The following is a 12,718-nucleotide window of genomic DNA, read 5'->3' on the forward strand; positions in this document are numbered from 1 at the left end:
AATATGGAGACAGACTTTTTACCGCCGCACTTAAGAAAATACGTCGTTGAACAACACTACGAAAAGTACACCCCCGTAGATCAAGCGGTTTGGAGATATATTCTTCGTCAGTTGAAGGCCTTTCTTTCAAAGCATGCGCACGAATGTTACGTTGAAGGTTTAGAAAAAACCGGCATCAACATCGAAAAAATTCCGCGCATCGAAGACGTCAGCGCAAAACTGCAAGAATTTGGCTGGAGAGCCCTTCCCGTCAGTGGGTTTATTCCACCGGCGGCGTTTATGGAGCTTCAATCTTTGGGCGTCCTTCCGATCGCTTCAGATATGCGCACTCTGGATCATCTGCTTTACACGCCGGCTCCTGATATCGTTCACGAAGCCGCGGGACATGCGCCGATTTTGATTCACCCTGAATTTTCAGAATATCTTCGTCAGTATGCTCAGGTCGCAAAAAAGGCGATCATCAGCAAAGAAGATCTTGATCTGTATGAAGCCATTCGCGATCTTTCTGACATCAAAGAAAATCCGGCATCAACGCCAGAACAAATCAAAGCCGCAGAAACACATCTAGAGATCGTCAGCAAAAACATGTCGCATGTTTCAGAAGCTTCTGAACTATCACGCATGAATTGGTGGACGGCCGAGTATGGCTTAATTGGCACTTTGGACAATCCAAAAATTTTTGGTGCGGGCTTACTTTCAAGCGTCGGCGAATCGAAATGGTGCTTGAGCCAAAAAGTGAAGAAGATTCCATTGACCGTTGACTGTATCAAACAAACTTACGATATCACGGAACCGCAGCCCCAACTTTTTGTGACACCGGACTTTAAAACACTCAGTAAAGTTTTAGACGACATGGCCGACCAAATGGCCTTCCGGTTGGGTGGCCTTGCCGGATTGAAAAAGGCGATCGAAGCTCACTCGGTTAACACCGCAGAGCTCAATTCAGGCATCCAGATTTCTGGTCAGATCGTTGAAGCGATCACGGATAACAACGGTCAGCTGGCTTACTTACGCTTGAGCGGCCCGACACAGCTTTGCTACATGGACCAAGAACTTTCCGGTCACGACAAGAAATACCATGCGCATGGTTTTGGAACTCCTGTTGGCTTTTTGAAAGCTCATCCTAACAAGTGCCCTTCTACATTTACAGATGCGGAATGGGCCGAGCTTCAAGTGGAATCTGGAAAAACCGCGCGCCTAGAATTTACTTCGGGCGTAGTGGTTACTGGTGTCGTGCAATATCGCCTTATTAAAAATAGCAAAACCATCACTTTGACGCTGGAAAATGCGAAAGCCGAGCTCAATGGCCGCATCTTATTTGCACCTGAATGGGGCACTTACGACATGGCTATTGGCTCTTCAGTGACCTCGGTCTTTGGAGGCCCTGCGGATCGCGAAGCTTACGGCGAAACCGTCGACTTCATCGCGAAGCGCGTTCCGGTTCCAAGTTATTCCGAACAAGAGCTTTCAAGACATCGCAACTATGGCGCCATCAGAAAACTGCGTGAAGAAAAAGTGCAGGGCTCAAAATTGACTGAAGAATTATCGGAAATTTTACAATCTCACCGCAGTCTTTTTGCGGAGGATTGGCTTTTGTTATTAGAAGCTTTAGAAATTCTTCAAGCGCGCGATCCCCAATCTTCTTTGAAAAAGCAAATTGAAGAAGACTTAGCGAAGCTCGCGAAAAAGGATGAAAAAACCCAAGGTTTGATCCAAGACGGTCTGACTTTGGCAGGAGCTCTTTAATGAATTTGAAACGTCCCTTTGAAGTGCGCATTGTTCTAGTGCGCACTATCTATGAAAGAAACATCGGTTCCACGTCGCGCGCGATGAGCAATATGGGTTTTGATAAACTTGTACTAGTCGCACCTGCTTGTGAAATTACTTATGAAGCTCAGCAGGCGGCAGCCACCGGGCAAACGGGTCTGCAAAACAGGACGACTTATGCTTCTTGGGACGAGTTTTTTGCAAAAGAACCTGAAAGCATTAAAATCTGCTTCACGGCCCGCGACGGAAAAGGACGCCAAGTCCGCGATATCGACGAGGTCCTCACAGATATCGCGGATCATGCTCCTCAATTTCAGGTTCAAAGCGATGAACCTTACGTCATTCACTTGATCTTTGGCCCTGAAGACTGGGGTCTGGCCGCTGAGGACTTAGAACATGCGAACTTCTGTGCCTGCTTACCGACATTCGGTGAAAACTGGAGCTTGAACTTAGCGCAAGCCACTCTTTTAGGGATGTTCTCTTTAAGAAAAATGTGGGGCGGACAACGCACAAAACTTGATGGCGGGAAAAGCCGTCGTGCCCCTCAAGGAATTGAGGGCATCAATCCGGAAGAAACTTTGCACACTTGGTTGCAAGAGATGGGCTTTGATTTAACTCGTCAGCGCAAAATCAACGTGTTCACGGTTCTTCGCCGCATGCTTTTACAAAACACGCCGACGAAGAAAGAACTGGTTGTTCTTGAAACCGTATTACAACAAAGCATTCGCAAGCTTCGTGAATGGAAAGAATATCAAAAAAGAGACGGCAAAGCCTAAGACGTGATCAAGTCGTCTTGAAGACGGTCTTGCTGTTCACGAATGACACGAAGCTGTTGATCTAACTTCGTCAAAGCTGTCGTCATACTTTGGCCCAAGTCGGTAAGTTCGTTAATTCTGGCAATGGTGTCAGAATCTTCGGCTCCCACTAAGCGAAGGCTTTCAAGTTTTGCGGAATTAAGATCAATTTCTTTGGAAACGGTTTCCATTTTTTGATTCAGCTTTTTGCGGTCTTCGACCAAAGCTTTCGTCATTTCATGAATCTGTTCTGAAGTCAGAACTTCCAGTTTTCCAGTTTTAAAGGAATCGTCAGATGGAGTCTCTTCACCTTGGAAGGCTTCCCAGAAAAGAGACCATTCATTTTTGAGGGCTTTTACGATCGACCTACTACTGTCATCACCCATATATAATTAAATACTCCTGCGCTCGAAAGCGACTTACCGGGTTCAGGCTTTCGGAATAAGAAAGTAACAAAGCCCGTAACCCAAGATCGCCACACCAAAAGTCACAAGGGCCATGACCACGAAACCCGTTCGGACCAGCCCGACTTCGATGCGGTATCTCTTGGCTATTCTAGCACAGACGCCTAGAAGCTTGCCATCCAGGGCATGGTCTAGCTTATCGACGCGGGGCAAACAGACCGCCAAAATCAAATAAAGGAGGATTCCGGTACCAAACCACAATATCGCGATAAGCCAAATGACGCGCACTATCCAAGTTTCAATACCTAAGGCCGTACCTAGACCTTTGCAAACACCCGCCAAAGCACCATCACTGGCGCGAACCCAACGGTAGTTTTGAGTTGCTGAATTTACTGTCATGACAAAGTCCCCGTAATCATAAAGTCGTTTCCAAAAGTCAGGTAACGAGGGTTTTTAATATGAATTTTATTTTTCATTTCGGAAATCCGCACAGTCTCGGTCCAAGAGCGTGCTCCACCAGATCCCATGATGATGGGCGCCTGGAACATATAAAGACGGTTTACTAAACCCGAGCTAATGAACGAACTTGCTGTCATCGCTCCACCCTCGACCATCACCGATCTTAAACCTTTTGTATAAAGCTGAGCCAACAGAGCTTCAAGATCCAGATCCCCTCCGACATTCGTTTTCACGTAAACGATTTGCGGAGCCTTCTTTAACTTCGACAATGTCTTATCCACGCGTTCTTTTGCTTCTTCAGCCACACACCAAAAAATATTCTCTGGAGCGTGAACCTCAGAAAGCTTTAATTCATCGAAGCGGTAAAGCAGTTCGCCTTCGCCATCGATCACGACGACCTTGTTGTTCTTTTTGATCTCGGGATGACGAATATTCAAAGAAGGATTGTCAAAGTCGATCGTGCCTTTACCTACGACAATGGCGTCGTAACAAGCACGCAGATAGTGAACATACTCACGCGATTGGGGCCCGGTGATCCACTGACTTTCACCGGACTTTAAAGCCACTTGACCGTCAATACTGGAAGCCATCTTCAAAGCCACAAAAACTTTTTTCTTGCGGAAATTCCAAAGAAAAGCTTCGCACACTTCTTCAAGTAGCGTTTTGATTTCTTGGTCTTCATCAGAGTTTTTAGAGGAAAAAACCTCGGCTTCAATACCGGCGTTTTTTAAAATGTCAGCGCCTTGACCCGCCACCAAAGGATTCGGATCGATCAAACCGAACGTCACTTTTTTTAAAGGAAGCTTCGCCATCATCTTTGCGCAAGAAGGAGTTTTACCTTCATGAGCACAAGGCTCTAAGGTTACAAAGACATGAGCCCCTTTTAGAATTTCCGGAGATAGATCTTTCAGAGCATTCACTTCAGCATGAGGGCCGCCGTAAAATTCATGATGCCCGCAGGAAATAAATCCTCCATCAGCATCTAAAACGACGGCGCCCACTAAGGGATTGGGACTGACACGCGTCGCCCCTTTGTAAGCTTCACTGATGGCCAGTCTCATGGCCTGTTCGGGTGAAAGCTTGGTTCCCTTTGCGGGAATAGAAAGGGGCTTAATAAGTTCCATAGATCCTGACTATGTTAAATATCCACGTTCGCGTTGATCACGCTCGATAGCATCGAACAACGCTTGGAAGTTGCCATCACCGAAACCATCATGACCTTTACGTTCAATCACTTCATAGAAGATCGGACCGAAAGTGTTTTTCGTGAAGATTTGTAGCAAGTAGCCTTTTTCATCTCCGTCCACCAAGATCGCATTCTTTTCAAGGCGATTCAAATCCTCGGTCACGTTCGGAACGCGCGCGGGAAGCATCTCATAGTAAGAGTGCGGAGGTGGAGTTAAGAATTGGATTTCACTGTTTTTCAAGTTTTCCAAAGTTTGAACAATGTCAGTCGTCAACAAAGCCACGTGCTGAATGCCAGAACCCTTGTATTCATCCAGGTACTCCTGGATTTGAGATTTGGACTCTGTAGGCTCATTGATAGGGACTGAGAATTTTCCGCATGGAGAACGCATTACTTTTGAAAGCAAACCCGTCTTCGCACCACGGATGTCGAAGTAACGAGCTTCACGGAAAGCCAAAACTTTCGTGTAGAAGTCACACCATTTGTCCATTTCACCTTTAGGAACATTGTTGGTGAAATGATCAATCACAGTGAAACCCACGCCCGCCGGAAACTTATCTTCCGGTTTTACTTGGAAAATTTCGTTGTAAAGTTTGTTCTGGTTTTTCTCGTCGATGAAATAGATCAACGAATCACCAATGCCATAAATAGCTGGGAATGGTGTCGCGCCCTTTTGGTGATCATTGCCCTCGTAAGGACGGCCCCCGCGTGCAACTGCGGTCTTGAAAGCGTGTTCTGCATCTTGAACGCGGAAACCTGTCGCGCAGATCGAAGGACCGTGCATTTTTGCAAAGTCTGTTGCGAAAGTTTGCGGTTCACAGTTCAAAATATAGTTGATGTCGCCCTGGCGGAATAAGCGGATGTTTTTGCCATGAACTTGTCCCACTTCTTTAAACGCATAACGTTTGAAGATAGTTTCGAAATAGTGAGCGTCGGGACCTGAATACTCAATAAAATCCACGCCGTTAAGGCCGATGGGATTTTGCTCTGTAATTTGAGCCATTGCTTCCTCCTAAAAAACCGACAGTAGCCCTATTTAACACTGATTTCAAGCAAGAAGAAACTAAGGAATATCAATCACTTAGACCTTGCACCCTGACTGTCAGCAAGTCGTCCCCAGAGTGCCTCATGTATTTCGCCGACAGCCCAGGGATTTGATCGCCAAATCCACCAGGACACGCAGAATAGATTCATGACTAAACATATTCTATTTTCTTTATTTTTAGTATTCACCAGTGCCACCGCCAGCGCCGTCGATAGCGTGACTTTCACGATTCATCACTTCTATCAATCGCCTCGCGCTTTAGGAATGGGAGATGCCTTCACCGCAGTCAACAATGATTACTCTGCACTTTATTACAACCCAGCCGCTCTGGCCCGTCGAACGGAAAACACGTGGAACTTAGGAATCTTAAGCGCGCAAGGGTCTCCATCCACGCTGGATTTTTACAACGACATTAATGACATTCAAAGCTCCAGTGAAACAGAAACTGAAAAACAAGACGCCCTGATTGATCTCATACAGGAAAATTACGGGAACACTTACACCGCGCGAATTCAACTTTTTGAAATCATCTACGCCAAACCCCAATGGGCCTTTGGATTTATTCCAGCCGATCTGACTTTTGAAGCAGGTCTGCATCAACAGATTGGCCCCGCCGTGAATACGACGGTCTATGGAGATTCCAGCTTGGCCATGGGCTACGGACAAATGGCTTCGGAAAACCTTTCCTGGGGTGTGACGGCGAAATTTGTGAATCGCGTTTTTCTAAGTCGTTCTCTGAGTGCTACTGAACTTGCCGCCAATGAGAACTACATCTCGCGTGAAGATCTATCGGAGGGTTACACAATCGACGCCGATGTTGGGGTTTTATGGACTCAAAACTGGTCCGAGCAAACATATAATTTTGCCTTCGTCGCAAGGAACATTTTTAATTTTGGTTTTGATAACAGCTTTGGTCTTATCAACAAGGACAGTGATAAAAATCCGGAACCGCTTTATCGCGTTTTTGACATCGGCTCTGCGTGGGAGTTCCCCGCAAGTTTCGGAACTTCGGGACGAGTCGCTTTAGATTTTCGCGATCTGAATCACCCCAATTTCAATTGGAAAAAAGGATCGCACTTAGGGGTTGAAGTAGATTGGACGCCTTCAACCTGGATTAAAAATCAATTCCGTTTAGGATTGAGCGAAACCTATTGGACCGCCGGATATTCTTTAGCACTTCCCTACTTTGCGTTGGATCTTGTCTCTTACGCAGAGAACGTGGGGACATTGGAAACACCGGATGACAGTCGCATCTATCTGGTGAAACTCAACGTGCCCTTTTAATTCGAATTATTTTTCCACTTATCTAAAATTTTTCGCCCTGTTTGTTCCAGATCGCCTTGCCCCTCAGCGACCGCATTCTGATGTTGCTCACACAGTTTTTTATTCGGCACATTTCCCGAACGACAGGCTCTGTTATAGACGTTCACTACGGCTGTCCCAATCTGTTGGATCGCGGATACAATATTCGCACTGCCCGAATTTTCCATCGTCGTGATCGCGGCCCGAATATCTGCCGCCGTCGGAGGAGTTTGCGCATCCCAAGTCAATCCTCCCAGCTCAGCAATGGTTGTCGCCGCTAAAGCCAAGGAGCCGAACAACCGCAAGCTTTTTTGTTCCGACTTCTGACAGGCAATATCTGTTTTAAGAGCAAAGGCGCGGTTCAAATTCGGGGTGCCTTGACTTGCAAAGGCTAAGTACCCTAACAGTCCGGGTGTCCCATCGCCACTGTCCTCTAACTGACGAAACGAACGACGAAAACGGTCACCGGTGCCAAAGCCCTCAGTCACAAAACCAGCAGCACATTTCAAAACGTGCGCATCCGCTCGGTCGACAGACTCGATGTCGGCAATACAGCCTTGAGCTTGTTCTGGAGTTGCATTGTCCAGACAAAGTTGTGCGTCTCCGATACGATCGGATACGGTTTCACTGCACGCGATAAAAAGAAAACAAGATAGAAGAAGGAGCGCCTTCATAAACACCTCGATCTTTATATTTTGAAAGACGATGTTGTTGCTGGCACTGTGTTTGTCAGCAGACGGCGGAATCTAATTTTCTAGACGCTTGTAAAAATCCAAGACTTTCGGATCCACAATAATAGAGCGCGGATTCCAGCCGATAAGATGCAGTCCTTCTGAGGAACGCAATCGACTTAAAGCCACGTAAGCATGACCGGGCTCCCACAGTGAACTTAAGTCACACCACAAATCATCCAACGTCGCTCCCTGACTTTTGTGAATTGTCGTGGCGTAAGCCAGCGTTAAGGGGAATTGCACCACTTGCGCCATGATATTTCCTTCAGCATCCTGAATAGCGAAGGAGGTTTTTTCGACTTGAACCTCACGACCCCCGTCTTTTTTAACCATCACAGTGTCAGCCGTAATATCGGTGACCACACCGCGAGTCCCGTTCACCCAGCGCTTTTGCGGATCGTTCTGCAAAAACATCACGCGACAACCGAGTTTAAGAACCAGCTTTAAAGGCACGGGAGCTGACTTCTGAAGAATTTCGATATGCTTTTCGGTTCCAAAGTAAATGGAATCAATCGTGATCTCTTCTTCATCGAGCTCGCGTAATTTCTTCTGATTGAAATTATCCGCCGCAATTTTTCGAGGAAAAAGCCGCGTTCCCGGATGATCTTCATCGTGCTCTTGCAAATGCTCGTTCAAGAAATCCCGCACGCGTTCCGTCGTCAGCCCATGACGAACATCACTTAAGATATCTAGAAATAAATTATCACTGACACGTTGATTGTGAGACAGCTTGACGTTTTGAAAGCCGCTTTGGTGCCAGACGGCGTTCATAAAACACCAGTCTCTTTGCCCTGTTTGGGTAACGGGTGGTAACTGCGCAAAATCTCCGACAGAAATAATGCGCATGCCTCCCCAAGGAAGTTTTGACTCGCGCGCCCTTTGCGAAAGAGCTTCGGCAATCATTAAAGCTTGTCCGGGAATCATGGAAATTTCATCGATGATCACGCCTTCGACCTTACGAAGACGAGCCATTAATTTTGTATCTTTAGAAGCCCGAGCATAGGTGGCGTCGGGTCCTCCTTCCATAATTCCTAGTCCAAAGAAGCTGTGAAAGGTTCGTCCGCCCAAAAGAACAGCCGCGGCCCCGGTGCTTGCCAAAATCGGCATGGACTTGGGATCGAGCTCTTTCATGAAGTGACGAATAAGAAAACTTTTGCCGCTGCCAGCTCCGCCTGTTAGAAAAACATTTTCGCCGGAACGAAGAAGTTCCAGAGCGCCAGATTGTTCAGGAGAAAGGTCGACAGGAGTTTTTGACATGAATGGAACGATCATGCCACAGACACGATCGTTCCTTCAATAGCTTAGCGAGAGAATTTACCGTTCAAATTGACTTCACGTTGCGTAGTCTCGCAGATTTCGCGAGGACCCACGCGTGGATCTACGACTTCCCAACGACAATGACGGTCAAAATAACGACGATCTAAGATTCTGACGTGGATCGTGTTGTAGTTGTTGCTGAAACTCAAGACAACCTCACGTCCATCCATAAAGCAAACGCCTGGATCAAAGTAGAATCCCACCGATTCAACAACACCTTTACGAGTCACGTACGCCCATTTCAAATCGTTTACAGAAGATTGGCATTGAGGCATCACGAAACTATCACCGCGAGCATCTTTGTAAGTAAGAACAGGTCTGTTTCCTTGAAACGTGATCGCCAATTCACCACGACGTCCTTCGAAAGAGCCTTGATAAACGCCTTCTACTTTTTTCGCGCGAGACAGATATTCATCCGGCACTTCGCCATTTTCAATTTTGACTGTCTTACAAGCCGTCAAAGCCAATGTTGCTACGAGGAGCAAAACAAATTTTTTCATAAGAGATCCCCTTTCCTTTTCGATTACCGCGAGTTTCCGGGTAAGTAAAATTGATTAACTTGTTGATAACGCCCTCGATCATAGCCCCAAAGGCCTTTTAAATGAATTTAGGCAGGTTTACGATTTACAAACGAACAACCTTTTCCAATGTGGGAACTCAAGCATGTTAAAACTTCTATTGGCCTCCACCCTCATTTTGTCAGCACAGGCAAAATCCGCAAAAACAGCGGCCCCCTCTTCTGACATCCCTGAAAAAAGATCATTCCCATTGAGTACCGATGTCAGTCCCTGTGAAGACTTTCACAAATATGTCTGTGAAAAAGCGGAGGCTTCATTCAAACTGCGCCCCGATCGCCGCAGCCACACCTTTGCCTTCAATGATTCTAGAGAACGTCTTTTGGAAGTTAAAAAGAAATTCATGAAGGACCTTCCTGCGCAAAAAAATATGGATTCGCGCAGCGAACAGATCCGCGATGTTTACATGTCATGCATGAATACGTCAGCGAAAGCCAAAGACGAAAAAGCCGAAGTCGTTCGCATGGTGAACGAGATTGGTAAAATTAAAACCACCGAAGAATTAGTTCGTTACTCTCATGAAAATTTGCCAAAGGGTTTTGGCAACATGGTTTATCTGTGGGCTTCTCCGAATTTGGACAATCCGAAAAAAATGGATGCCATGCTGTATGCCAATTTCATGCTTCTTCCTGATCACAAGTATTATGAGCAGCCAGAGCTTTTGAAAGAGTACGAATCCTTACTCACCATGTTCATCCAAAACATCGAGCCCAAAGTAAAAAAGGCGGATGCTCAGGCGCGTGCAAAAGCGATGGTCGCATTTGAACAAGAGTTTATTAAAACTTATCCGGTAACGGCCGTTCGCCATCAGCGTTGGAGCGAAAAACGTGTCAGCTCTCAAGCAGATCTTTTAAAAAAGTATCCGCAGCTTTATTTAAAACCCCTGTTTGATAAAATCCCCCCTGAAGTGGTTGTAAATACGCCGATCCCCGAATCTTTGGATTTTATTAACGCGCAATTAGACAAGCTTCCTTTGCAAGTGTGGAAAGACGTTTATCTGTATAAAGCTTTGGGCGATCAGATGGACGACGGCTACCCGAAGTTTTTCCAAGCCGGATTCAATTTTGAAAAGAAGTTCTTCGGCGGTCCCGAGAAGCGTCCGGACCGTCAAGAGCGTTGCACGACAACAGCGGGCAACTACTTCATGAAAGAAATTGATGCTGCGTTGGTCGACAAAGTCTTTCCTCATTTCGACGAAAGCAAAGTCAACGAAGTGGGCGCGCGTATTCGTCAAAGTATCCTGGATGGTCTAGAGGCAAATAAATGGCTTTCTAAAGAAGGAAAAAAAGAGGCCATCGCAAAAATTAAGACGGCGCGTTTGCAACTGGTGAAGCCTCACACAGACAAAGAGTGGGATTTCGTTCCTCTTCGTAAATATTCAAAAACGAACTACGTGCAAAATATGCACACCTACAATGAAGCTCGCTGGGAAAAGAACATGACAGAGCTTCGCGAGCCCGCCAATCAGGATGCTTGGGGCATGGGACCGTTGACCGTGAATGCGTACTACAGCAGCAATGAAAACAAATTTGTTCTGCCCATTGGTATTCTTCAATATCCGTTCTACGACAAAGATGGATCAGTGATTGAAAACTTAGGCGCCGTTGGCGCGGTGATGGGACATGAATTGGGTCACAGTATCGATGACAGCGGATCAAAATATGATTCTCAAGGTCGCCTTCGTCAGTGGATGACCACAAAAGACATCATGGAGTTCAACTTGCGTGGGCAAAAGATGATCGATCAGTTCAATCAAATCGGTCATGACGGAAAACTGACTTTAGGTGAAAACGTCGCCGATCTTGTCGGTTTGACGTTTGCCTACAATGCGGCCTTCCCTAAGGGCCAAGGAACTGAAAAAGATAAAAAAGATTTCTTCATAGCCTATGGCCGCCTGTGGTGCACAGTGATCCGCCCTGATTTTGAAAAGTTGATGCGTAAAACGGATCCGCACTCTGCGGGATGGGCTCGTATCAATGAACAAGTAAAACATCAGCCGGCCTTTGCTGAAACCTTCCAGTGCAAGCCTGGCGACAAAATGACTTTAGATCCAAAAGACCGAGTGCAGATCTGGTAATGAGACAAAAGCCGCTTCAAAATGAAGCGGCTTTTTTTTTGGATTCTACTCTTCATCATTTTTAAGCGAAAGTGCCTTGAAAAGCTCGTGGGCTGTGTCAAGAAGCCGATAAGAAGATCATGGTACGTATATTCTTTTACTCTGTCTTACTCATGTCTTTGAGTGCGTGCAGCTTGGATCTTAAGAAAGTGACGGATGCACTCACGGAAATTCCTTCCGAGGACGCCATTCAGTATTCATGTCCCACGGGTTATGTTTACGTGCCACCTTCTGCCAGCGAAACTCCGCCAGGATTTTGTGTCGCAAAATACGAAATGAAAGACGTGGCTGGCGTTGCCACATCTCAAGCTGGTGGTGCTCCCTGGGGAAATATCGATCGCGACGATGCGGTCACCGCTTGTCAGGCTTTGGGTTCTGACTACGACCTTATCAGCACAGCTCAATGGAATAAGATCGCCATCAACATCACTGAAACTACGGCGAACTGGAGTTCTGGAGCCGTTACTTCGGGAGCTTTGAATCGCGGTCACTTTGACAACTCTTACGGAAGTCTGCTTGAGGCCGGTGGAGACGATCATCCTTGTTATGGCTATGACTTCGATAGCTCCGGGGCCGCAGACTCACAAGCGTCATTAGACGCCATCTGCAGTCCCAGCCTGTGGCATGAAAACCGAAGAACTCACCAACTGTCTAATGGCGAAGTGCTTTGGGATTTCGCCGGGAACTCTTGGGAGTGGAACAAAGAAAACTTCACCGATCCCGGCGCTTCAAGCAATGACTACATCGCTGATTTGGTGGGACTGGGCGGAAGTTTTGCTACTTTGTTTGCGCCCTCAAGCTCTTTAGTTTGTGCAAGTCCTAACTCGAACGAATATTGCGGAATGGGTTTTGCCTGGATTAATGGACCGGGTGGAGCGATCGCACGGGGCGGAAGCCTTTATAATGGAACTGACACCGGAGTTTTCGCTGTAGACCTCGACAATTCACCCTCGTACTCAAATACTCACGTGGGTTTCCGCTGTGTAACTTCCGCCACTGCTGCACCCCAATAAAAAAGCCTC

Annotated in this window: 12 protein-coding genes; 5 read left to right on the forward strand and 7 right to left on the reverse strand. The window is 46.6% G+C overall.

The features are described from left to right. Window positions 1–3: 3 nt before the first annotated feature. Complete coding sequence (locus ACLWBD_RS15800; protein ID WP_413568935.1) at window positions 4–1,746, forward strand: aromatic amino acid hydroxylase; 1,743 nt, start codon at window positions 4–6, stop codon at window positions 1,744–1,746. Next, complete coding sequence (locus ACLWBD_RS15805) at window positions 1,746–2,543, forward strand: RNA methyltransferase (protein ID WP_253696479.1); 798 nt, start codon at window positions 1,746–1,748, stop codon at window positions 2,541–2,543. The genes ACLWBD_RS15800 and ACLWBD_RS15805 overlap by 1 nt, the downstream gene beginning before the upstream one ends. Here the strand turns inward: ACLWBD_RS15805 and ACLWBD_RS15810 are convergent. The 4 genes from ACLWBD_RS15810 to hppD are packed head-to-tail and all read right to left on the reverse strand — an operon-like array spanning window position 2,540 to window position 5,613. Next, complete coding sequence (locus tag ACLWBD_RS15810; protein WP_063205307.1) at window positions 2,540–2,947, reverse strand: hypothetical protein; 408 nt, start codon at window positions 2,945–2,947, stop codon at window positions 2,540–2,542. The genes ACLWBD_RS15805 and ACLWBD_RS15810 overlap by 4 nt on opposite strands. 42 nt (window positions 2,948–2,989) lie before the next feature. Next, complete coding sequence (locus ACLWBD_RS15815; protein WP_413568937.1) at window positions 2,990–3,364, reverse strand: PspC domain-containing protein; 375 nt, start codon at window positions 3,362–3,364, stop codon at window positions 2,990–2,992. Then, entirely contained in the window at window positions 3,361–4,548 is a 1,188-nt protein-coding gene (ribD, locus tag ACLWBD_RS15820; RefSeq protein WP_413568938.1) for a bifunctional diaminohydroxyphosphoribosylaminopyrimidine deaminase/5-amino-6-(5-phosphoribosylamino)uracil reductase RibD, read from the reverse strand. The genes ACLWBD_RS15815 and ribD overlap by 4 nt, the downstream gene beginning before the upstream one ends. A 9-nt stretch (window positions 4,549–4,557) precedes the next feature. Continuing rightward, window positions 4,558–5,613, reverse strand: a complete 1,056-nt coding sequence (gene hppD / locus ACLWBD_RS15825) for a 4-hydroxyphenylpyruvate dioxygenase (protein WP_063205309.1) — start codon at window positions 5,611–5,613, stop codon at window positions 4,558–4,560. Between the two features lie 189 nt (window positions 5,614–5,802). Between hppD and ACLWBD_RS15830 the strand changes: the two genes are divergently transcribed. Beyond that, window positions 5,803–6,939, forward strand: coding sequence for a hypothetical protein (locus ACLWBD_RS15830; protein WP_413568940.1), 1,137 nt, complete (start codon window positions 5,803–5,805; stop codon window positions 6,937–6,939). On the opposite strand, the gene ACLWBD_RS15835 is transcribed toward ACLWBD_RS15830, so the two are convergent. From ACLWBD_RS15835 to ACLWBD_RS15845, 3 genes are all read right to left on the reverse strand, one after another. Beyond that, the gene (locus tag ACLWBD_RS15835; protein WP_063205311.1) at window positions 6,936–7,631 is read right to left on the reverse strand and encodes a hypothetical protein; all 696 of its coding nucleotides are present in this window, start codon (window positions 7,629–7,631) and stop codon (window positions 6,936–6,938) included. The genes ACLWBD_RS15830 and ACLWBD_RS15835 overlap by 4 nt on opposite strands. A 72-nt stretch (window positions 7,632–7,703) precedes the next feature. Next, a complete protein-coding gene (locus tag ACLWBD_RS15840; RefSeq protein ID WP_413568941.1) occupies window positions 7,704–8,945 on the reverse strand; it encodes a DEAD/DEAH box helicase in 1,242 nt (413 codons plus the stop codon). A gap of 44 nt (window positions 8,946–8,989) precedes the next feature. Continuing rightward, the gene (locus ACLWBD_RS15845) at window positions 8,990–9,505 is read right to left on the reverse strand and encodes a hypothetical protein (protein ID WP_063205313.1); all 516 of its coding nucleotides are present in this window, start codon (window positions 9,503–9,505) and stop codon (window positions 8,990–8,992) included. Between the two features lie 163 nt (window positions 9,506–9,668). Here ACLWBD_RS15845 and ACLWBD_RS15850 point away from each other — a divergent pair, with 163 nt between their 5' ends. Both ACLWBD_RS15850 and ACLWBD_RS15855 read left to right on the forward strand, forming a co-directional pair. Next, window positions 9,669–11,657, forward strand: a complete 1,989-nt coding sequence (locus ACLWBD_RS15850) for a M13 family metallopeptidase (protein ID WP_063205314.1) — start codon at window positions 9,669–9,671, stop codon at window positions 11,655–11,657. 119 nt (window positions 11,658–11,776) lie between these two features. Beyond that, window positions 11,777–12,709, forward strand: coding sequence for a hypothetical protein (locus ACLWBD_RS15855; protein ID WP_063205315.1), 933 nt, complete (start codon window positions 11,777–11,779; stop codon window positions 12,707–12,709). Window positions 12,710–12,718 lie beyond the last annotated feature (9 nt).

This window comes from Bdellovibrio sp. HCB117 (assembly GCF_047305915.1).
GTDB classification, from domain to species: domain Bacteria; phylum Bdellovibrionota; class Bdellovibrionia; order Bdellovibrionales; family Bdellovibrionaceae; genus Bdellovibrio; species Bdellovibrio bacteriovorus_B.